Here is a 21,786-nt window from a genome sequence, read left to right as displayed (position 1 = left end):
ATCGTTAGCTGCGCTGTTCGGTCGAGGGACGTGGCCTTCCATCCCTTTCCTGGAAGCAGGTATTGGCTCGGAAAACGCCGTGCGACGCCTGATCCGTGCTGATCGCTTTCGGACCTTGAGACGGAGTCTGATCCGGTACGGCCCTTAGAGCCAAGTCCGCCTCCCAACACTCACATTCACGCGAGCCTCGCGCTTCTCGGGTCCGAACAAAGCGCCCGCACCCACGTAGGCTCGCCGAACGCCCTCAACTACTCTCGTGGACAAAAAGGGGAGACACCACTTTGGATGCAAAGTTGCAGACTATGCTTTCCGCGCTCTCACCGGTGGCTCGGGAATTGAATGCTCTACCGTCCGGGCGGCCCACCACCGACAACAATTGCGTGAAACTAAACACGAACGAGAACCCCTTTCCTTTGCCAGGCGTCGTGATGCGAAGCGCAATTGCAGCTCTCGAGCTGCAATACCGCTATCCAGAAGACGACAATGTCAGCTTGAGGCAAGCGGCCGCAGCTGCCTATGGCATTGCAACTGATCGCGTGATGGCTGGCAATGGATCGTCTGAACTGCTCAGCCTCATTTACAGAGCCTTTCTTGCTCCGGGCGACGAGGTCGCAATGATGTCGCCGGGTTTTTCCTTCAATCGCAAGCTTGCCATGTTGCAAGGGGCCCGTTTCATTGAAATTCCCTGGTCTGAACCGGACTGCTTGCCGATGGACGAGCTGCTTTTCGGTTCGGCTAAACATGCCAAGTTCATTCTGCTGGCCAATCCGAACAATCCGACCGGGACCTTTGTTCCGCTCGCCGAGATCGAACGCCTCGTTACACGATCTGACCGATTGATCGTACTGGACGAAGCTTACGTCGATTTCGCACCTGAGGACGGCCTACGCCTCGTTGAGCAACATTCGAATCTTGTGGTCCTGCGCACATTTTCCAAGAGTTATTCCGCCGCTGGCATCCGCGTCGGATTCGGTTTCGGCCATCCCGAGCTGATCGGGAGGCTTCGCAACATCCAGAATGTCTTCAATATGAATGTGGTCGCTCACGCCGTGGGGATGAGCGTCCTTGCGCATCGCGACGCATATGAGGAGAACCATCGCCACGTCAGGCTCGAGCGCCAGCGCGTAACCGCCGCCCTCACTGAATTTGGGTTCTCTGTAACGCCTTCGCACGCGAACTTCCTCCTCGCCCGTGTGCCGGTAGGCCAGGGTGGCAGATGGTGGCAGGCGGCGTTGCAAGACCAGAGAGTCCTTGTTGCCTTCTTTCCGGATGCCGGCCTGGAAGAGTGCATTCGGGTTAGCATCGGTACAAAGCGTCAGATGGATGCGTTTCTTGCGGCCGTCGGCAGCATTCTTAGGAAAGTGGGATGTCGTGGCTAGTGGTCCCTTCCACTCATCTCACAGATCTCCGTCGTAATCGATCCGGACCCACACATGATGCAGCTTCGCGACGCAGCCCTGAGTCAGTTTTTCTCCAGTCGCCGCATTACGCCCTTTGTGAACGGCTTCGCAATAATACAGCGCATTGCCAGCGAGCGCCTCTTGCACTCCCGACCCGGCGGACTCCGGTCGTGTCTAAATAGGAGATAACTGAGTGAGAAACGTTGTTCCCTCAAACCTGACCTGCGGCATCTTTGATCATCTTGACGAAGACGGCCGCGATATCACCCGGCAGTACGCTGACCGCCTTACCCTAGCGGAGGCCTACGACCGGCTCGGTTTCTATGCCTATCATCTGGCGGAGCATCATTGCACTCCGCATGGACTGGGTCCGTCGCCGAATTTATTTCTGTCAAGCGTAATACAACGCACACGGCGACTTCGCGTCGGTCCTTTGGTCATGCTGCTCAACCTCTATCACCCGCTGCGTGCATTCGAGGAGATCTGCATGTTGGATCACCTGAGCGGCGGCAGGGTTGAGGTCGGCCTTGGTCGCGGCTCTCTGCCGATCGAACTGAGCTATTTTGGCATTGGAGCCGATGTCGCCTCGAGCCGTTACGAGGAAGCTTCTCAAATCTTCGTTGGCGCGATGAATGGCGGCCCGCTCACATACGAAGGGCAGCATTTTGCGCTGAGCGACGTCCCTTTGACGCTATCACCACACCAGCATCCTTGCCCCCCGACGTGGATTGCGACAAATCGGCCAGATTCAGCCCGCTGGGCTGCGACAATTGGCGCCAATCTCGCGTGCATGGGCCCCTCTTCTGCCGTTCGCAAGATAACCGATGTCTATCGCGCTAATCGAGAGGCGAAGGGTGTTGCCAGCGGCGCAGCATCATTTCTCGCATTGCTCCGCATGGTCGTAGTTTCCGGCTCTGAAGCAGTCGCCCGCTCCCTCGCGGCGCCAGCCTACGAAACATGGCTCAAGAGCTTTAAGTTCCTGTACGACCTCAATGACATCCCGCCTCCGTCCAACCTGCCCCTGACATTGGATGCCGCAATTGAGAGTGAACTGTGCGTTGTCGGCACGCGCGCTTCGGTGCGCCAAACTCTTCTCGATCATGTGGAAGAAGCAGGCGCCAACTATCTCCTTTGTCAGGTCGCCTTCGGATCTCTGTCACTGGATGCCTGCCTCAACACAGCAACTGCAATTCACTCCGAGCTCATAGCGGCCGAGCACTGATGGTGACCCCAACTACGATTCCATAGGTTCGCTCTTGACCTAGCAACAAATGGCAACACCAAGGCCGATGAGTCCCGCAGCTGGATGCATCGTTCAGGCCACTCTTACGGTTCAAGTGTCTTTGACGCGCATGAGATCCTTTCAACTACATCACCAGACAGGGACGCTTAACGGCAGTAAACGGCCTGACTCTCATGTTCGTACGTTGGCATTGCCCCAACAGCGGCTCGCTTGGACAGGTGAGTTAGCTCACGCCGATCCCGCTTTAGCGCGCCAGTTCGCTGATCGCGTTCGACACGAATCCAAGGTGTGGCTTATCGCCAGAGCGAGCCGCTCGTGACGCGGTCCCGGCAGCGCTCCGACCAGACGGAGGAGATCGCGCGTAAACTTGAGCTCGTGCTCGCGGAGTTGGCTTCGCTGCGCATTCTGCTGGCTGCGCACGGCATTAGCACCCCTCCACTTCTGCATACGGACTACCTCTCTGTTCAACGGTTCGCAGCGATGAACCACATAAGCCCCGAAGCTGTGCTCTCTCGGATTCGCCGCGGCAAGTTGCGCGCGGAGAAGCGCGGTGGCCGCTGGTGGGTGAAATGCACGATTTGCACAGCATAGCCGTGCAGTGATGAGAAGAGTAAGAGAGACGGAATCCGAGATACGGATCCGGCACAAGGAAACGGCATGTGCGTTTAAGCAGCCGATGGAGAGGCAACAATCGATCGAGCTCAAGGTAGCGCGCGACCGACACACCATCGCGCCAGATCGGGAGGCTCGATCTCGATGCACTCATGCAATCACAAGCGCGCGGGCGCGCCGAGCGGCGGGAGATCGAATGACCACCTTTGCGTGACCGGGTTCAGTCACTCAATTTCGCCTGGTTAACAGAGCGATCCCAGTGAACAAGCGGAGCAGCATAGAGCCTGGCGGGAGACGTCCAACTCCGATGCGCGCTGGCCGCATTGTGGTAATCAGAACCAGCCTCGATGTCGGTCTTGGAGGTGAGCCCGCGCATGCGCCCCAATGCGGCCCGGGGAGCAGGGGAAAATAAATGCCCTTGCTCGCAAATCGCACGGTTTGCGGGCACCCCTGAGCAGGCGGCGTCACACGCCCGCGAGGCGTAGCAGGACAATTGTATCCCAGTCATCGCGTTTCAGCGGGCGGCTGGCGCGACGGTGCCAAGCGGAGGCACATCTCATTTCGCTGGGATGGTCGCGAGAATATGGGCGGAGAAGGAGATGGTCCATGATGTCGCCAAGACTGATGACAGTCCTCGGGTCGTTGGTAGCAGCCGAGCGCATGTTTTGGAAACTGCGAGAATTGATCGATGGCGACAGCTTGATCTTACCTGATGTTCGAGAGACGCTTCATGTAATGCTAGACGCGAAGCTTGTTTTTGCAAAGCATAAGATTATGAGCGACGCGCGCGCCGCGATCGACGCGACTCCTGATTTGTCGCAGGCGGTCCGCGACCGAGCATACAGGTCGCTCGATTTTGCAACGAAAATGTTCATGACCAGCGAACCGCGCCGCACTCAGGATCCTCTTGGCGGAGATCTCAGAGGATGAATGCGGTATCCCTTGCACTGCGATGCGCGACCGCCTGCGGCTGCCCGACGCAAATAGTCCAGGCGTCGTAACAGCACGCCGACTGCGCAGTGAGATCTCTAGTCTCGTCCACGTTTACAGTTCCGACGGAAGGTCTTCTCCGTTGCGGCCCGGGGCGATGGGGCAATGCCGCCGGCAGAATCGAAGATCTCTGACAACCACAGTATCAGCACTAACGAACGGCGCTTCCTGCAACGATTACGGCGTGGGCTGTTCCGCGCATCGACAGGATGTGCCGGGCTCGCCCACACTGCTGCTGCAGGCCACCTCGAGTGAGAATGCATTTTGGTTGGAGTGGGACTTGAATCGGACGTTGCGTCACGTTGTAGGAACGAGGGAGAAGCCGCCTAGCGGCGGCCAACTAGTCGACCACCGATGGCGGCGGTGTGACGTACCACAGTAAAGCATCCTCTGGTTTACACATCGATATGACAACAGCACTCCTTTTCTCACTATCATCTTCTTCGGCGGCTTTGGATTGGGCTACGCTGCGCGCAGCTGGCGTTCTCGCAAACGGCGTGAACGCGCCCGGTTCTATGGTGCTCACTTTCATTCCGGAACTTCTGCTCCGCCGCCGCTCCGAGTTCCCGCACGCCGCGGTTTCCAACGCTGCATTCGGCCCTGCTCAAACAAGGAAACTGCCGATCCGCCAGGCGAGTGCGAACGCCCCTCCATCGCCAGTTTTTCAGTGCAGACTCGCACGGCAGAGCAAAGGCACGCGCGCTCACGTGGAAACAGTCTCAAGAGCACGTGGAACGTGAGATTGATAGCCGATTTGACTCGCGACTTCTGCGCAGAAGATCGCGCGTCGGCCATTCCCCGATCATCGGGATCGGCGGCGGAGAATTCGCAACCGGTCCCGGCGTGACAACGCACATCTGTGTGTTCTTCGCATATGCGGAAGCTACTGCCCAACCGGATCCAATCAGCGCCGGCGCGAACCGCGGAGAAGATATGTTTGGCGCTCGCTTAAACTGAATGCCGCGACGAGCACGATTGCGGCAGCGCCGACAAGGAGTCCCGTTCACTCTCCTTCGGCATCTACAGCGCCTCGATGCTTGCCCTCCGCACTGGACGAGAAGAGGGCCCCCAGAACCCTTGCAATGACTTCGACTTTCATCTCGCGTGCAACGCTGCGATGGCCGTGACGGATGCCTTTTGGCCGGGCTCGCTTCACTGAACTCGCCTACCTAACCTGAGAGGTTTCGAAGGTGAGGCTTCCTTTGTAAAACTCGATCCGCGATAGACAGTACAGCGGATGCATCATGAAGCGTGACGAACGCCTCGTCGAAGTCCTTGAGAATAGAGCGTGTTTTGATGATGAGGCATGGGAGGTTTGGGCACAGTGCCTTTCACCCACTGAGCGGCTGTCGTATATTCGCAAGCATCGCTCTTACTTTCGGTTTGCAGATTACGAAGAAGTAATAGCTGTTGTACGCGGTCGGCGCTTCACCGGTTGCTCATCGCAACTCCTTCGATGGCGTCACAAGATACGAGCGACGATGTTGCAAAGCGCTTTGCTCTTCTGCATTGCAGTCTGGCTGGGCATCATCTGGCTTGCGCTGTCCTTTATCCGCTGACATCAGCAGCCCACTTTTCGTCCGCATGAAGGCTAGCTGTGCCCGCATGCGACCAAGCATTGGGGCGCAGTGGAGATGACCTGAAACGTCCGACACTTTGCGCAGCGTTCGGTTCGAACATTGCTTTACGCGCAACTGGTTCGAAGCTGGTACAGCAATTCACGCGGACGTTGTTTAGATGCACGAGGGGCGGGGCACTCCAGGCGTGAGGACAGAAATGAACAAATTGTTGCTCGCGTGAGTATTGTAGCGCTTGACGCGGTGGCTCCCGCATTCGGCGCTGATCTGCCTGCGCAGGCCGTCCAGCGTCTATAGACCAAGCCTCCGCAGGCCGTCACGGCTGCGATCTACGAATAGAGCAGCTACTATATCGGAATGGACGCTGGCTTCGACTCAAGCTCGAACTGCCGGGATGACCTTGGCGGGCCGGTTAGAACCTGATCCGCAAAGATCCTCACAGGTCCATAGACCCTGTCGCAAATCAAAGCATCATCGCCGGCCTTGCTGGAAAGCGCGGGCCCGACTGCTGAGCGACATCATTCCCGACAGCGCTTCTGAAGTCAGTCATCGGATTTCACGCATTTTCTGGTGAGCCAGCGCTGGTCCCTGACTGGAGCAAGGGCTGGGCCAGATTCGCAGGCTGCGGATTTAACCCACAATCATCGATTGTGTGAGCAGGCGCAGACTTGTCCGGCAACAGAAGGCCCACTTCCGCAAATCGCGGCGGAGGATTAACTTCCGGCCGATCTTGATGGCAGACTGACAAGCCCCGTTATTAGGAGCTTCGCGGGATGGCTCTTCGTTTCCAGATTCCTATGAACGCTCTCAATCGGCTGCAATCTCAAACTTTTCAGTTGGACGGCGGTCATGGCTTTCCGCAGTTTAGCGGCGATTACGGCAGTGACGCCGGAGTTATGCAGCTTCTCTGGCGCAACGGACATATGCAAGCACGCTAGGCCGTGTGCTCCCTAGTTACAAAACCGAGCACCTGATTTAATCGAGGGCTGGTCTCCTGACAGAGTGTCCCGCGTGATCCCGATCGGTGATCCCCCTCAAGACCCCTTAAACGGACTTGAATCACACCTAGCGTCAGGTTGTACCAACTATCAGTTCGATTCGCCGCAGAGTCATTGCCTGCCTGCACCATGATTCCTACACAGCACATTTGCGCTCTGTGAGCCGCGCCGGAGGTGGATATTTCCCGATGATGGCATTCGTGGTTTTCGCTCTGATCCTTGTCGCCGGCTCTTGCGCCGGCTACGCCGTCCACAGCTGGCGTCGTCGAAGGCGCCGAGAGTGTGCGCGGCTTTACATCGCGTCTGCCAACTCCGTTGCTCTTGCGAGACTGCCATTCAAAGTCCCCGGATTGCCGAGCATTCATATACCCAAACCGATAACTTCAGCCGTGATGCCGATTGGTGACGCTCGCTCGAGCAACCCGCGTGCTGGCAACCAGTATCGGATGTTGCAGACTCAAGGTCTCGAGAATAGCGCGTGAGAGCTGAATGATTAAGGGCCCGCGGTCCCCTCCTACCTGCGGGATTGGTGACCTCATGGCCTCGGGAAGGTGCAGCTGACGCGCGATTGGTAACGGTTACTTTGCGTCGTAGTGGCAGCGTCTCGCGCGTCCAGAATTGCTGGGGGCTCCCCCAAACCCTTTCTTCACCGCGCTGTCACTGGAAGAGGAAAACGGAGTGCCATGTCGACAGCGGGACGCCTTTCCGACACGAACTCCAGATAGATGAAAGAAGCAGGTGAGTCAGATGATGCCGCGAAGCAGGACGTCCGCGATCCAAGACCGTATAGTGGGCAGAGCCAGTCGTATCCGTCCAATTGCCGCTATGCTTACAGAGCTGATGCGGGGCGCGCGGCTTGTTGGCCGATCGTTACGTTGGGGAATCGTCGAGCCGCTTTCGGAAGCTCTAACATTTGGGGTCGTCGGCCTGATACTGTCATTTATCGTGGCGATCCCGGCTTTTCGTGAAACCGCGAGTCGGGATCGGGGCGACGGCTTTGATCGCACAGTCTTTCCGGCAGAATGCCGGACGAGTCCGACCAGCGCTTGCGCGACACATAACACGATTGCACTGAAAGAGCTTCCGGAGGTCTTAATCAAGGCGACGCTTGCAACCCAGGATCATCGCTTCTACAGCCATTTCGGTATCGGTCTTGCCGCTATCGCCCGTTCGCTCCATGCCAGGCCAGAGACAGAGGGCGTACACCCGCCGATTAGCCAGCAGGTTGCGAGAATGCTATTCCCGTCAAATGGACGAACTTTCGAGGACAGGATTCACGAGAGACTTATCGCTATTTGGCTCGAATTTCGACTCACGAAGGATCAAATTCTACAGATCTATTTAAACCGTGTGCGGATTGGAGCCGGCATATTCGGCGTCAGCGATGCGGCACGGCTCTATTTCCAAAAACGGGTTCAGGATATCGACCTTAGCGAAGCGGCCATGCTTGCTGGCCTGGTAAATGTGCCGCCCGATCAAGTTTCGCACATTGCTGTTTGGACTGCGCGTCAGCGTGCAACGCTGGTTCTCGAAAAGCTCGTCGAGACCGGATTCATGACTGATGACCAGGTGTTTGGCGCAAAGCACTATCCGGCACGCCTGATATACAACCCCGAGGAGGCCCCACTGAAGAGTCCAAAGTGAGGTTATTTAGCTGGGCGCGTTCAAAGCGCACGTCGGCCGTTGTGGCTTCAACAAACGTATAAACCTTCGCCGCATCACTAGCCCGGTCAGGAGTTAAAGGACGGTTGGATCGCGTTTGCATCTCTCAACACACCCGAGCTCCCACACGAAAGGTTTGCTGCGCTGTATACCAGGATAATCTGGCGCATTTTTTGATCAGGGATCAGATCCCACCCGGGGCGATGCCGCGGACGATATCCGCCAGTTATGCCCCTGGGCCGATGCGGCTCATCTTTGGCGGTCACGTTCAGCGCTGTACGGCCGCCACACGCTGTTGGCCGCGATCGGAGTCGCAGAGCATCGGGCTTTTCGCCCAACAGCAATTCCTCGCAAGGGCATGTTTGCCACGAACGTCCCCAACGGGTTCGTGCCGAAGGCCCATTCGTTGATGTCTGCGACCATCGCGGGCTGCGTTCGCGGGCAGCTTCACCGCCTTCGAGCCCGCGGCTGAATCTAATCGCAGGCATCCAAGTGGAGGGCCGCGATGAAGTGGAGCAATCTCGTCCCAGGAGCGCCGCTTCGGTCGCGCAAGTCGCTATTTCGTAGCGGGATCGGAATGTAACGGAGTCGTTCTAGGACCTGACGCTGGGCGTCGCTTTGATCGAAGCAGCGCCCGGCCACAGTTCAAATAAGCTCGAGGCGGCGCGCCTTTATAACACACTGGATTCGGCTGGTCACTTCCAGCTTTCTCATCGCATTCTTAAGATGAAAATTGACCGTATTCTCACTAACTTTCAATATCATCCCGATTTCCCAGGATGATTTTCCCTCCTCTACCCACCGCAAGCACTCTTTTTCTCGCGCGGACAGCACCACGTCTTGCACATCGACCATGTGTTCCTCCTGAGCCGAGAACGACTTGGGAAGGAGATCAGCAAATGCCGTACCACGCGACGCGCTCGCACATTTTTCCTACCAACACGGGATTTTAGAAAGTACCGATCAGCCTGGGAAGGTGCCGATTGCGGTAAGCGTTGTGGACGCGACATACGTCGTAAATGCTACAGCAATGGTTACGACATCGGCAAGACTTTGATATTGGCGTCAGCAGGTCCGCGACCCAAGAGTTTTGTCGTCATGGCCCCTTGAAATGGACCCCGATTTTGGGACCAGAGGCTAAGTTGGAAAAGGGCCGCTCCGTTTGATAGACGGACGGCGTGATGACGAAGAAAGACACGGCGGAAGGACGGTGGCAGACTTGGCGCAGCGCTACGAGGTGCATCCGAACCAGATCTATGCGTGGGTGGGCCAGCCGAGGGGTGCCAGACCCAGTTTGAGCTGGTTCGATCATCTCGTAGCGCTTGGCCTATCGGCTGTGAGTGACCTACCTCCCTCAATAGCCGCGTCCGAGATCCACAAGATTCCTCAGCGCCTGTCCCTTCAGGAATCGTTCGATATTATCTGCGATAATCGGGAAAACCCGCTCCGTATAGTTCGTCGGAACTCCCGACACGTGGGGCGTGATAATGACGTTTGGCATATCCCAAAGCGGACTGTCTTGCGGCAGCGGTTCTCGCTCGAACACATCGAGCATCGCACCAGCGATTGCACCAGCGCGGAGAGCCCTAATCAGGTCAGTCTCGACGACGACATTTCCGCGGGCGATATTTATCAAGAAGGCCTCGCGACGCATGCGCGAGATCTCGGCTGCGCCGATGATGCCAACCGTCTCCGGCGTCGCCGGCACGGCCAGGACGACGAAATCGCAGAGCGGCAGCAAGTCCCGAAGCTCATCAGAACCGAACAATTGGTCTACACCTTCGGTCGGGAGGGAAATATTTCTTCGCGAACCGACTACGGTCATTCCCGCGCTCTTTGCGCGCCGGGCAATTGTTGCCCCGATCGAGCCCAGCCCGACAACGCCGAGCGTTTTGTCGGCTAGTGGCGCTACAATCGAGGGTTTCCATTTGCGCTCCGCCTGCTCACGTAGAAGCCTACGTACATCCCAATGCAGCATCGCCACGCCGAACATCACGTAATCCGCAATTATGTCGCCCTGAATACCGCGCGCATTCGTTACGCTGATATGAGCGACCCTGTGGCGGATGGGAAGTATCGAATCGATACCGGTCCAAGTGCATTGGAACCAACGCAGTTTCTTAGCCTGGTCCAGGACCTCAACGGGGAAACGAGAGGCAAGCAGCGCGTCCGCCTCCCCTATGTGTCGCTCTAACAGATCGAGGTCCGGCGCCACGATCGCGCGGACCTGCGGAAAGCGCTCTCCTATAAGTTGGACAAACGAATCGGCGGCAGAGTCGTTGACGACTATGGTAAGCGCTGGGCCTTCGGCCATGTTTTCTCTCCTAGATCAAGAGTTTGAACGAACGTGAAGCCCTTCGCCGCAGGTGCGCGGCGTGTTACTTATCTTCATGGACGCCAGTGTACAAAAACGCATAACTCGGCACCCTACGGGTCGTACGGACGAGTCGGAACGGCAGTGCCGAGTTGATTTCAGTCGAAACATTGAGCAGCTTCGACCTGGTTGAACTTTCTTCATTCTGAGCGGAGCTTAAAAGGCCCTCTGACGAGGATCGACCCTCCGAATTCTTTTGAGGCTGGAGCCGAGGAAGCGATCGCATATGAAACCGGGAGCGTTCAGCAACCGTCATTTAGTACCTTTCCCTCTTGTCGCTGCGAGAGGGGAACTAAACACCTAGCCGGCGCTGCGAGCTCGACTCTCTCAAAGCTCCTCTGCGTGGCCGTCAGCGGATCTTTCCAGCGCTAGGATGGTCGCGGGAGATAGACCATTGAGGCCCAATTACGCACCGGTGCCAAGCGCATCTTCGCCACGCATTAGGCCTTTCATAGTCAAGACGATTTTCCAGCTTGGGACGATGGGCGAGGCTATCATCTTCCATCTCATGTGGCCATTCATGCTCGATTGAAGACCCTGATGTTGAGAAGTAAACAAAAATGAGCCGCGATCCAATGGGCGCAGCAAGTGACTGTTTTTCTCGTCAAGAAAGGCGCGCATCAGATACTGACAGCGTGGCACGCCGATTGCTTCCATGAGACGGCGTCGCCGAGCGGTGGGGATCGTTTCAGAACTCGTCGATGAATCTTGTCAGATTGACTCGTATTGGCAGTTTGCGGTTGGTAGCGCAGAGCGGCGAAGTTAAGTCGTGATTGCTACAAACTTCAGGAGTCCGGAAAAGATGGTTGCGCGGTTCCGGCTCCCCTCACGTCGGCGATCGGCTCGTTGGCGCAACTGCACGATGACCTTGAACCTCATGAACGACTCAAGCCACCGGGCCGTTGCAACGTTGGTGAAAGATGTGGTCCTATGCTGGCGATTGTGATCCGCATCACCTTGCCCATTGAATCCACATTCTATGAACAGCTATTTAGCGCGATAAGGCAGCAGGCATTTTGAGGCGTAGCATTCTTGAGAAGCTACAGTTTGGATCGGGAGGGTGCCGGCTGAGGAACATACGGTTTGAAGATCATCGAAGGACAATGGACATGGAGCTCGTCGAACTTCCTTCATGCAGCCCCGAAGGAACGGTCGTCTTTGTTGGTAGGAACCGCCGTGGCAACTGGGTTGCCCGCGAACAGAGCGGGATTTTTGGTGGTCTGTTTGTGAGTCGCGCTCAAGCGCTCAGATACGCGCTGCTCGAGAATGGTCATTGTTCACAGACCATCTTCGAGGTGTCGCGCGAGATCGAACTCGATATTCCCGCCAATACGCAGCTTGCCTGCCCCAACGCGCGACGTGATCCGTCTGCGCAATTCCTACAGTGGAGTGGTCGTGCTTTTGCACAGTCCCAAGGCTCTGTGATCATCACGGCAGCGAGGCGCTGAGGTCGATCTTCCCCGCTAAGAGAATGTAGATTTGGTCGAGGCTACACGCGCTTCACACGCGAGGCGTGGACTACCAAAACAGAAGAAGTGACCATTCACGAACCGGCCTCTAGACTTCGCGCCTGAGTATCAGAGATCGGATAGGCGTCGACCGCTGGTCACTTGTGGCCCTTGGGAGAAACTCGCGGGTGCGGTTGAGGGTTTGGGTTCAGCTGGACAAGTCTGACGCGCGCTGGCGGCAAGCAATTTGCATTGCGTGCTGCATCGGCCAAAACTGTCTCCGAGAGTGGCCTTAATTGAGGAGGTCTCTACTAGTGCGATCGGCGAGCCAGAGCTTGCCCGGTGGGGATGTTTTTCAGTCATGGCGATCGTCTCATTCATCTGTACGGCGCTACTGCAAGCCGTCGGCGCCTCGCAGGAGGAGGCGCAAGCTGTGATTACCGGCTGTGTGAATGCCAACCTGACCAGCCACGACTGTCATGCCGTCACCGCAATTTCGGCCTATATCGAGTCGCTCAAGATGCCGGGCGTGCATTGGACCACCGCAAAGGAATCCTCGACCACCGCTGTCGCGGCCTACACCGTATTCTGGAAGCCATGTGGGACGGCCCGCCGCGTATCCCTTGATAGCCGCAAGCGCGGGCACGATCGGCCTCGCGGCTGCCGATGCCGCTCACCTTATTATGTTGCGCCGTTCGGCGGACGGGAGGCGCGGCTCGGCACAAACCTGGTCTCGATTGAGTATCCTTTCAAATCTCGAGGCTCCGTTTTTTGCTCGATATGGCGACCTCGGCCTGGCGATGGGGCGCGGAGAGAAATTCCCAAAGCCGGATCATCGATGGCGAGGGAAGGCCCACCACGGACCCGCGCGACTACCGCAACCTGTTGCTGCCGCTCGGCAGAAGTTAAGGGTACAACGCACGGGGCTCGCCGCGATTATCGAAATGCTCTGCAGGTGTTCACCAGCCCTGGCTTCGGACGCGAGCCGCCGAGCAGCCATTACATAGTAGTTGCTTCATGGCCGTCTTAGATGTGGCAGGGTTCCTGCCCACTTGATCAATTTCGAAAATGTCATCGAATTCGCGATGTGACGGCTCCTCTGGTACATTCTAACCTGGTGACAGCATTGAAATGCGACAAGGGGAGACTGCGCGTTTGTGCGCGATTACGGAGTTGCCAGTGAACTCAATTCGGCTCGACACGGCGGTTCGTCCGACGTCACTCGACGCAGATCCCCGAAGCTGCAGGCTCATGGCGGCGTACACATCGGACGATGGATCGATGACGACGAACCAGATTACCCATATGCTTAAGGCGCCTAGATCGTCCGGTGGCACGAGTTGCCGCCCGGGTCGTGGTCGCACATCATGAATACGACATCAGCTGCGCGAAGATGGATGGCCTGTTGTCATTCTGGCCAAAGTGCTCGATGTGGGAATATCTCCTGTGCGTAGGCGCCCCTTCTACTACCTGTTCATGCGCTTGGCTGGCGCTTACCAAGGCATTACGGATGTGTTGAACATCTGTGCGATGAAAGGACAGGCGGCGCGAAAGGCTTGCAGGATGGCGACGTTCGATTACGGAGAGAAATATCGGAACATTCGCAGCGAGCGGCGGTCGCGTATCATCGTACCAAGTTCAACGTCAGCGAGATTGCTCCACTCGAACGCTGGAGGCTGCTGCGGGCGGTTCGCATGGCGCCCTTGGAATCCGACGACCGCATAGATCTCTCTACTTTTAGCTCCGTGAAGGAATCTCACCATGCGTTACGCTTCCCGAATCCACCAGATGATCGGCAAGGCGTCGGCTGCCTGGGACGTGCATTTTATGGCTGCGGAAAAGCGCGCCCGCGGGGAACGGGTCATTCTGTTGACGGTTGGCGACACCGATTTTCCTAGTCCTGAGCCGGCTATTACCGCTGTGCATGATAGCCTCGCATCCGGAAGGACCCATTACGGCCCCTGTGCGGGCGGCCGGGCCGTCCGCGAGGCGATTGCGCGGCATCATGCCAAGAAGACCGGGCAAACGATCGATGCAGATCAGGTGGTTGTCACCATAGGTGCGCAGAACGCCCTGCTCAGTGCCGCCCTGTGTCTTCTGGAGCCGCGCGACCAGGTGTTGGTGCCCGAACCGATGTATCTGACTTACCCCGGCACCATTGCGGCTACTGGCGCCGAGATCGTCAGCATCCGCTCGCCGGCGAGCAACCAGTTCCATCCACTGATCACCGATATGGAAGTGGCTATGGGACCGCGCACTCGCGCGATCTTTCTGGCAACGCCCAATAACCCCACCGGCGCGGTGTATACGAAAGAGGAACTGTCGGCCATAGCGGCTCTGTGCCGCAATCACGATCTCTGGCTGGTTTCGGACGAGGTCTATAGCGACTTCGTCTACGACGGAGAATATGTCTCACCTTCTGTTCTTCCCGGCATGGCGGAGCGCACGATCACAATCCGCAGCCTTTCCAAATCCCATGCGATGGCCGGTTGGCGGCTCGGCTGGTTGATCGGCCCGCAGGAATTAGCAAATCATGCTGGTCAAGTGGCCATCTGCTCGACCTACGGCGTTCCCACGTTTTTGCAGGACGCGGCAATCGTGGTGCTGGAGCAGCTTCCGCACGGCATGCCCGAGGTGCAGGCTGCCTATCGCCGCCGCCGTGATCGGCTTTGCCGCTGGATGGAATCCGTTCCCCTCCTGTGCTGCCACCCGCCGGAAGGCGGCATGTTCGTGATGTTGGATGTACGTCCTACCGGTCTGTCGGCACATGAGTTCGCCAAGGGACTGCTCCTCGAGGAGGGTGTGGCGATCTTACCCGCTGATGGCTTTGGAGAGAGCGCCACTGGCCATTTACGAATCAATCTGGGCGCGACCGACGCGGAAATCGACGAAGCGGCGCTGCGCCTGTCCCGCTACGCCGAGCGTGTCGTCCGGCGTCGGGCCATCACCTGAACGACGGCGTCTACCAAATGCGCGGACTGGAGCATCGGCGCGAGAGTCCGTCGCCGGTCTTTGCAGCACTGCCGACAGTATGGCAGCGTGCAGGTTGTGATCGAAATTCCTCTGGCTATGACCGATCAAGTTCGATTTTCCGTCACGACCCAAGTTCGAGCTGCGTCGCGCGGCTCCGCATGGACCTACTTACCCAACTGATCTCTTCTGCGATGGCCTCATCCCAGCTGGGTTTGAAGGGACGGAGACCGCAGTTGCAATAGCCCTCCGAGAACAGAGCGAATTTCGCACGGCAAAATCCCAGAGAGTGCGTCGAAATCGTTGATGCATCCTCAGCTGAACCCTGCCGCTCCGGCGTCACGAGGAATTGCCCCCTCCCTGGATAGCGGAGGAGAGTGCGAATGAACGATGAACAAATCATGGAAAGCTCGTTGTGGACTAATCCACGGCGGCAGCCGATGAAGACGCCGGATGACGTGCGTGGCGGAGATGTTGCGCCTGCGTGCGGGTTGGGTCTGAAGCGGATTGCGCGACAGTCGAGCCCCAGTCATCACATGGTGAAGGGCTACATGGCGATGGGCAGGGTGAAACCTTCAAGTCACCTGAACGCTCGAAGCGGCTCGATGGCCTTGAAGGCTGACAGCGCGATAGTTCATTGGCACCGCGGCAATGGGGATGTGGTGCGCCACGAGCTGTTGACCGACGGCGTGGCTGTCAGCCGGCGAGCGCTGCAACGCGCCGTGCAGCCCTATCGCCAGGCGCTGAGGGCCAAACCGTGGGCGACGACGCGGTTCGCCATGCCCGGCGGCTACAGATCGACTTCGGGAACGTCTGGTCGAGCTCGGCGGCGTGAACATCAAAGTATTCGTATTCGTTGCGACGCTCCGATATGCGCGGGGCTGCATGTCCGCGCGCTCCGGGCCGAGAAGCGAGAGCACTGGTGCCAAGACTGGAGAGTGCATTCACGACCTTCGGAGGTGTGCCGGAGAAAGTGCTGATGGACAATCCACACGCTCGAGGCGCGCCCCGACGCGGTGAGCCGGTCGGTTCAGTTTAACGAGAACCTCATCGCGTTCGCGAAGCACTGTGGCTTCGTCCTCGCGCCTGCAGACCGTATCAGGTGCGCACGAAGGGCAATACGGAGAATGGCCCCGGCTACGTGAAGATGAACGCGGTCGCCGAGTATTTCTTTTGCGAGCTGGGAGGCATTCGAGCCGCATCTCGCCGAATGTGAGCGAGAGTGGCGAACGAGCGTATCCACGGCACAACCGGCGAGGCGCCATCGTCGCTTTGCGCGTGACGAGGCACATCAGTTGAAGCGGCTCGGCAGGCAGCCGCCGTTCGAATCCTTGCGCGAACTGCCCGCGTTATCGGCAACCATTGCGCCGTCGAGATCGGCACGAACAGCTACTCGGTGCATGACTGCTGATCGGCGAGCGCGTGGCGGTGACGGTTGTGGCCGGCGAGGTGCACCGCCATGGCATGCAGGTTGCGATCCACAAGCTATCTGAAGGTCGCCGGGCTGCGGATCGTCGATTTCCGCCCACCTCGATGCGTTTGCCGGTTGCAGTGGCGTGGTCTGCCGACCGGAAATCGCGACGACAGTGTTGGTGCCTTCTCAACTGTCCGAGTTGTTGCGCCTCTTGTCGAATACGAAACAGTGATCGTAGGGAGCTTGTGAGAGCGCGCGCAAAGAAGGTAACCGAAGCACCGACGGTCGGCGCGAGGCCCTGCAGGCGCGATTGCAGCTGTCGGGCATCCGTCCCTGGTCGACGAGATGGCGCACGCGAACCTATTGACGCGGGAGACGCTGATCCTGCTGTGCCAGCGCGAGATCGCGCCCAAGGATCATCGCTGCATCGAGATGGCGCTGAAGCTCGCACACGTCCCGGCCGTGAAGGAGCTCGCGGGCTTCGACTTCGAGGCGCAGCCCTCGATCGATCCGAAGCAGATCCGCGAGCGGCTGCAATCGTCCGATGACCTCCGCGCTGATTGCGCAATCCAGGCGCAGGCCGCCGAATGAGATGCATGGGTCTTCGCCCTAGTTAATTTGGCTACCCGAGCAATGATAGCGCCGACCGGGGTTGCGTGCCGCTATAAGCAGGTGAAGTTTACGACCGCGGTGCCCGCAACGAAGGAGCCCTGCAAGAGGGGCCTCGCGGACCGTACCACGAATCATGAAGTTCTTTCCATTGGCGTTATCGGTAATCAAGCGCTGATTACTCTCGAACTCCGCCCACGTAATGTAGCCCTCATCTTGCGGCCGGCCTCGATCGTAACCCGACTGCCCGAGCGCCCAAAGACGTAGGCGCCAGCAAAGGTGGGATTGGTCAGGATGTGGTAGATCGTACTGAGACCGGAAACGCGCGAGGTGGCGGCCCTCTTGGCCATGGCTGACCGCGGGCAAAGTGATGTCCTCCTCGTCCATGTCGCGTGTCTCGGCCGCGCTGCGGTGTGCACTTCGGCCAGAAGCTCCTTGAAGAGCTACAGCATCTCCTGGTGGACTTCGATTGGAAGGCTGCTGTGTAGGAGGGCTCTCGAAAAGATCCTCCTGCCGACGTGATGCGTCCGCCATGACAGCCTCCTCGCGAACGGAACGCTTCCCTGGAAGAGGAAGAGCGCACCGGCAAGAACGCGTATCTCCAACCGACAACCCACCGGAAGCCGCGGGTCAGCCATCATTCGAAAGGACGCGGCGGCGCAAGCCGCCATCCATGCCGGCAGAAGCGCTAACGAGGCATCAGGTTGTCTGACAACAAAATGCATCTCGCCCCGAGCCGCTTGCGGGCGACACAACGACTGACGCTCCGCATTGCGGATGGAATGGATAGAGGATCTCACCTTGATCTCAGAGACCCGGGCGTTATGACGCTGGTCCGGCGGGCGTCGGTCACCGCAGCGACGACGCTGGTCGCCGGCCTCGCCAAAGCGACGACCTCGGCTACCCGCCGCCGGAGCCCGAGGCGGCCCATCTGTTCTTCCGGCTGATCAGCCGCCGCTACGAACCCGGCGCCATGCTATGACGTCGAACCGCAGCATTGCCGAATGGAGCACCGCGATCCTCGACCGGCTCTTGCCCGACAGCCACGTGCTAACCATCCACGACGACATCGTCCGGCTCCGCGCCATGCGAAGGAGCGGCCTCATCAAGCCGTCCGTGGAAGTCCTCTTGCACCGTCTTGCGCCGGAACCGAACCAGTATGAGCGCGTATCTCACCGGATGCGTTCCGTCGGGCGGCTTGATGGTTAACAACCTTCCATCTTGCCCGCCAGCAGCCGGCGACACCGTGAAATATTTGGCTGCTCCATGAATTTCCTCCGCTGAACAAAACATCACCTCAGAGGGTAAGGCTTTCCGGTCTTTTCGGTTACCTCTTTCAAGATGCACTCGCACAGCCGCTCTATGTCGCGGAGTTCATGCTGCGCCGTAATGCACACACGAATCCCGGTCTTTCCTTGAGATAGGGTTGGCAGCAACGTCATCGAGGTACAGAATCCGTCATCGAGAAGCCCTCTGGCGATCGCAACCGCACTGGCCGCCGATCCGACCGCAATCACTCTGATCGGAAGTGAATTTCCGTGCTGCGCGGTAGCAAGACGGCGGTCAAACAGATCGACGCGTTGCGCCAAACGCCTCTGCAGTTGGCCGAGTTCTTCCGAACGATGAATTCTGCAGGACCCAAGGGTGGCCCCAATCGCCGCCAGATTGGGAGCCGCCGAAAACGCATGGGGAATCGAGTTCCGTCGAAACAGCGACTCCTGCTCGGCCGTTCCAAGCATCAAAATTCCGCCCGATGCGCCGAATCCCTTGGCCAGCGAGGCTGCTATCACCGTTCGCTCGCTGAGTGCTTGCGGAAACCGAGAGCGAGCAAATCCTTCGCCGTGGACTCCCAAGGTTGATATGCCATGAGAATCGTCAATATAGAGAAAGAGCCCGTAACGTTCTTGGAGCTGACATAGTTCCTTGATCGGCGCACTTCCCCCCGATGGGTAAACACCGTTACACACATAAGCGACTACCGGATGTTCGCGGCATAAACGTTCGAGAGCGTCCATGTCGTTGTGCATGATCGTTTCCACGCGCGTTTCATCAGCTATTACCGGCTTATGATACGCGAGCGACATGTGTGCAGAGCGATCGAATACGACGACGGGCTTCCTGCCGGACGTCAATCCGCCTGAAGCAAGGATCGGCATCGCGCCCAGATTAGCGAGCATGCCGCTGGAAAACGCGAGCACGCGCGCGCAGAAGATCTCCGATAAGGTCTCTTCAAGCTCTCCCAGAAAATTGAATTCGACCCGCGTTCGGTCGCAGGACCAATCCAATGATCGCTGCGCCTGCATCAGCTCAATCGCGCCAGCGACAACCAAGGGGTGATTATGGAGGCCCAAGTAGGAGCATCGCACAAAATCTACTGCCTGCCTACGACCGCCAAGCAGACCGTCGGCCCGAGCACTGGTGGGGGCGGTCATTGAAAATGCATGGGCGAGCATAAGGCCGTCCATGTGCGCGGAATGAAGATGTGGTAGGCTCTCGTGAATCTCGTACGCGGCGTTCCGAAGGTTCTCAGTCGCGCAACCATAATCTGATGTAGAGATCCGCGGTTGCATTTCATTCTCCGCTGCTTGCTAAGGACTTGCGACCGATCGCTCAGCTCTGCGCGCGCGAAAGACAGGCTAAGCGACATCGACCGAACTGGATATCCTGCACACATTTGCAGCAGCTCGATTCGACCCATAGTTTACGTACCAAACTACTGACTAGGTGGTTTGGGTAGCTACCTATTCAAATAGGGGTCTCACAGACTGATTTGCGGTCGACCGTTCGAAAACGGCTTGAACTCGCGTGCGAGGCGGCCGCTGCGCGCGGTAACAGCAGTCTTGCCGTCAATGCGGGCACGGCTGATACGCGCAGTGAGACGCACGACCGCCCGCGCGCGCGTTAGCGATAACGACAGCACTGGACACTCAACAGTTCCGGTTGCGGCGAATACCACGTGTGCAGCAGCGACTATCTCTTAGAAGGCAGTCGGACGTCACACTACATGTGACATAGCGGATGTACACTTGCGGCGCAGCCGGCTTGCCAAATAGGACGCCTGAATTGCGCCGAATGGTCAAGAACAGAGAAGGGTCGGAGAGATGCAATACGCGAACTTGGCTCAGCCAATCAGTCGCGCGGCGGCCCAGGTAGCATGCTGAGCCATTATCGTGAGTGCGGTAAGCCGAATGATTGATAGGGTGATCGGCTGTCTACATCTAGTGTGATCTTCGATGATCAGTTCTCCTCCGAAACGTTCGACTTCGACATGGACATTTTTTAGGGCCTGAGTGCGCATGCCAGATCCGCCGGACGCGTGCTGTAGGAGGTTCTTGCCGCCCCGGCTATACTGCGCACACCAATGGATCACGTTTGACGGTCTCGCCTCCGGAATCATGTGTACAGTCCGCTTGATGGCCGGAGCCGCTCGACGGCCGCTTTACACGGTTCAACAGCTCGTCCAGGGCGTTGGCAACAAAGCGATGGGGCCAAGCGGCGGGCGGTCAGCAGGCCCTTGTCTACCGCCATAGCAATCGCCTGCGCCCTCAGCACATCACTCGCCACCAGTGCGATCCGTACTATCCAAACCACCTTCTACGGCGTGTTTCGGCCCCGGACCAGCCGCTTCCAACCCTCACGCTCGGCCGCACCGACCGCATCTGCTCGACTTCTCATCTTTTCATCGGTGCAGCTCGCACCTTCACGCCGATCTGTGAATCTTCTGTCGGTGGCGAAACACAAGGAACGTTCCATCACCTTGAAGGTTTCAGACTGTTTTGAGCCGACCTCGGCCTCGCAGTGATAAGCAAACAGCCCCGGGCTGACCGTCGTCATGCATCATGGTGTAGTTCAAGGATGCGTTTGAACTTTTCCGCATTGAGCAGCTTGAGAGGCACTTGTGAGTGGCGGCCGAGGTACACTCGCGGGCAAACGGCCTACTGCTAGCGCTCCGTTCGGGACGCCCCCGAGTTCAACTCGATCGCAGGAGGGCAGCCAGAAGCGGCAGAAAACCTGCGGCTTCAAGGCCGCCGATTGCTGCGAGAATCTGTTCCTGCCACCGCGGATGAATGTTCTGCTTAGCGATGTTCCTGAATTTCTCCACGACTTGTTCGACGGATAACGGATTTGCGACATCTCCGAGGGGATGGCGCACGATCGCTTCTTCCGGTCCTTTGCCCTGATCGAGTACAACGCGCGCCGGCGTTCCGGCTGGAAATGCCGAAGCAAAATCAGACGATGGCTCTAGCTCAATGCGCGCGGCCAAGGCAAGCACGCGTGTGTCAGTCAGGCTCTCCAGCCGAACAGGCTGAAGAGCCTCTCGCCCGTACAACGCGGCCAGTGCGCAACCGAAATAGAAGCTGTACTGCGCCCCCTCCAAGCTGCTCGGGGCGCGTTCATTTGCAAGGCGCATCGCTTGGTCGAACGTCTCGATGCGTAGCTTCCGGATCTCGTCCCCTTGCCGACGCATGGAAAGGATCGCGTCGATAGC

At 58.2% G+C, this 21,786-nt stretch carries 14 protein-coding genes and 3 pseudogenes; 11 read left to right on the top strand and 6 right to left on the bottom strand.

Annotation, left to right across the window (positions count from 1 at the left end; genetic code table 11):
* Positions 1-302: 302 nt before the first annotated feature.
* The 6 genes from hisC (at position 303) to AC0L3U_RS34810 (ending at position 8,464) form a co-directional block, all read left to right on the top strand.
* Positions 303-1,379, top strand: a complete 1,077-nt coding sequence (gene hisC, locus AC0L3U_RS34835) for a histidinol-phosphate transaminase (protein WP_259219359.1) — start codon at positions 303-305, stop codon at positions 1,377-1,379.
* 214 nt (positions 1,380-1,593) lie between these two features.
* Complete coding sequence (locus AC0L3U_RS34830; RefSeq protein ID WP_259219153.1) at positions 1,594-2,622, top strand: LLM class flavin-dependent oxidoreductase; 1,029 nt, start codon at positions 1,594-1,596, stop codon at positions 2,620-2,622.
* A 1,239-nt stretch (positions 2,623-3,861) separates the two neighbouring features.
* On the top strand, positions 3,862-4,185 hold the full coding sequence (locus tag AC0L3U_RS34825; protein WP_259219152.1) for a hypothetical protein: 324 nt from the start codon (positions 3,862-3,864) through the stop codon (positions 4,183-4,185).
* 1,304 nt (positions 4,186-5,489) lie between these two features.
* Entirely contained in the window at positions 5,490-5,804 is a 315-nt protein-coding gene (locus AC0L3U_RS34820) for a hypothetical protein (RefSeq protein WP_259219151.1), read from the top strand.
* Between the two features lie 791 nt (positions 5,805-6,595).
* Entirely contained in the window at positions 6,596-6,760 is a 165-nt protein-coding gene (locus AC0L3U_RS34815) for a hypothetical protein (RefSeq protein WP_259219150.1), read from the top strand.
* An 885-nt stretch (positions 6,761-7,645) separates the two neighbouring features.
* Positions 7,646-8,464 (top strand): transglycosylase domain-containing protein, encoded by an 819-nt coding sequence (locus tag AC0L3U_RS34810; protein ID WP_259219149.1) that lies wholly within the window; start codon positions 7,646-7,648, stop codon positions 8,462-8,464.
* Between the two features lie 663 nt (positions 8,465-9,127).
* Here AC0L3U_RS34810 and AC0L3U_RS34805 read toward each other — a convergent pair.
* From AC0L3U_RS34805 to AC0L3U_RS34795, 3 genes are all read right to left on the bottom strand, one after another.
* On the bottom strand, positions 9,128-9,337 hold the full coding sequence (locus tag AC0L3U_RS34805; RefSeq protein WP_374762389.1) for a helix-turn-helix domain-containing protein: 210 nt from the start codon (positions 9,335-9,337) through the stop codon (positions 9,128-9,130).
* 499 nt (positions 9,338-9,836) lie between these two features.
* Positions 9,837-10,796, bottom strand: coding sequence for a D-2-hydroxyacid dehydrogenase (locus tag AC0L3U_RS34800; RefSeq protein ID WP_259219148.1), 960 nt, complete (start codon positions 10,794-10,796; stop codon positions 9,837-9,839).
* A 465-nt stretch (positions 10,797-11,261) separates the two neighbouring features.
* Positions 11,262-11,513 (bottom strand): hypothetical protein, encoded by a 252-nt coding sequence (locus AC0L3U_RS34795; RefSeq protein WP_259219147.1) that lies wholly within the window; start codon positions 11,511-11,513, stop codon positions 11,262-11,264.
* A 452-nt stretch (positions 11,514-11,965) separates the two neighbouring features.
* Between AC0L3U_RS34795 and AC0L3U_RS34790 the strand changes: the two genes are divergently transcribed.
* The 5 genes and pseudogenes from AC0L3U_RS34790 to AC0L3U_RS34770 form a co-directional block, all read left to right on the top strand.
* Positions 11,966-12,304 carry a hypothetical protein gene (locus AC0L3U_RS34790; protein WP_310473299.1) on the top strand — a complete coding sequence of 113 codons (339 nt, stop codon included), beginning with the start codon at positions 11,966-11,968 and terminating at the stop codon, positions 12,302-12,304.
* Positions 12,305-14,065: 1,761 nt separating this feature from the next.
* Positions 14,066-15,256, top strand: a complete 1,191-nt coding sequence (locus AC0L3U_RS34785; RefSeq protein ID WP_259219146.1) for a pyridoxal phosphate-dependent aminotransferase — start codon at positions 14,066-14,068, stop codon at positions 15,254-15,256.
* Between the two features lie 401 nt (positions 15,257-15,657).
* Positions 15,658-16,254, top strand: a complete 597-nt coding sequence (locus AC0L3U_RS34780) for a hypothetical protein (RefSeq protein WP_259219145.1) — start codon at positions 15,658-15,660, stop codon at positions 16,252-16,254.
* Positions 16,255-17,033: 779 nt separating this feature from the next.
* Positions 17,034-17,279 (top strand): ATP-binding protein, encoded by a 246-nt coding sequence (locus AC0L3U_RS34775; protein WP_259219144.1) that lies wholly within the window; start codon positions 17,034-17,036, stop codon positions 17,277-17,279.
* A 907-nt stretch (positions 17,280-18,186) separates the two neighbouring features.
* Positions 18,187-18,506: pseudogene (locus tag AC0L3U_RS34770) on the top strand (ATP-binding protein); the annotation flags it as partial.
* Positions 18,507-18,589: 83 nt separating this feature from the next.
* On the opposite strand, the gene AC0L3U_RS34765 reads toward AC0L3U_RS34770, so the two are convergent.
* The 3 genes and pseudogenes from AC0L3U_RS34765 to AC0L3U_RS34755 form a co-directional block, all read right to left on the bottom strand.
* Positions 18,590-19,867 carry an aminotransferase class I/II-fold pyridoxal phosphate-dependent enzyme gene (locus AC0L3U_RS34765; RefSeq protein WP_259219143.1) on the bottom strand — a complete coding sequence of 426 codons (1,278 nt, stop codon included), beginning with the start codon at positions 19,865-19,867 and terminating at the stop codon, positions 18,590-18,592.
* Positions 19,868-21,035: 1,168 nt separating this feature from the next.
* Positions 21,036-21,116: pseudogene (locus tag AC0L3U_RS34760) on the bottom strand (TIGR00701 family protein); the annotation flags it as partial.
* Positions 21,117-21,267: 151 nt separating this feature from the next.
* Positions 21,268-21,786, bottom strand: a pseudogene (locus AC0L3U_RS34755) (MmgE/PrpD family protein); the annotation flags it as partial.

Source organism: Bradyrhizobium sp. Kon69, from assembly GCF_055807515.1.
Note: the sequence above shows the minus strand (reverse complement) of the source record. Positions and strands in the feature narration are given on the sequence as shown.

Excerpts from the sequence above, each read along its gene's own strand:
- hisC (WP_259219359.1), top strand. The coding sequence starts at position 303 with ATGCTTTCCGCGCTCTCACCGGTGGCTCGGGAATTGAATGCTCTACCG.
- AC0L3U_RS34825 (WP_259219152.1), top strand. The coding sequence starts at position 3,862 with ATGATGTCGCCAAGACTGATGACAGTCCTCGGGTCGTTGGTAGCAGCC.
- AC0L3U_RS34820 (WP_259219151.1), top strand. The coding sequence starts at position 5,490 with ATGAAGCGTGACGAACGCCTCGTCGAAGTCCTTGAGAATAGAGCGTGT.
- AC0L3U_RS34815 (WP_259219150.1), top strand. The coding sequence starts at position 6,596 with ATGGCTCTTCGTTTCCAGATTCCTATGAACGCTCTCAATCGGCTGCAA.
- AC0L3U_RS34810 (WP_259219149.1), top strand. The coding sequence starts at position 7,646 with ATGCTTACAGAGCTGATGCGGGGCGCGCGGCTTGTTGGCCGATCGTTA.
- AC0L3U_RS34805 (WP_374762389.1), bottom strand. The coding sequence starts at position 9,337 with ATGGTCGATGTGCAAGACGTGGTGCTGTCCGCGCGAGAAAAAGAGTGC.
- AC0L3U_RS34800 (WP_259219148.1), bottom strand. The coding sequence starts at position 10,796 with ATGGCCGAAGGCCCAGCGCTTACCATAGTCGTCAACGACTCTGCCGCC.
- AC0L3U_RS34795 (WP_259219147.1), bottom strand. The coding sequence starts at position 11,513 with ATGGAAGCAATCGGCGTGCCACGCTGTCAGTATCTGATGCGCGCCTTT.
- AC0L3U_RS34790 (WP_310473299.1), top strand. The coding sequence starts at position 11,966 with ATGGAGCTCGTCGAACTTCCTTCATGCAGCCCCGAAGGAACGGTCGTC.
- AC0L3U_RS34785 (WP_259219146.1), top strand. The coding sequence starts at position 14,066 with ATGCGTTACGCTTCCCGAATCCACCAGATGATCGGCAAGGCGTCGGCT.
- AC0L3U_RS34780 (WP_259219145.1), top strand. The coding sequence starts at position 15,658 with ATGAACGATGAACAAATCATGGAAAGCTCGTTGTGGACTAATCCACGG.
- AC0L3U_RS34775 (WP_259219144.1), top strand. The coding sequence starts at position 17,034 with ATGGCGCACGCGAACCTATTGACGCGGGAGACGCTGATCCTGCTGTGC.
- AC0L3U_RS34765 (WP_259219143.1), bottom strand. The coding sequence starts at position 19,867 with ATGCAACCGCGGATCTCTACATCAGATTATGGTTGCGCGACTGAGAAC.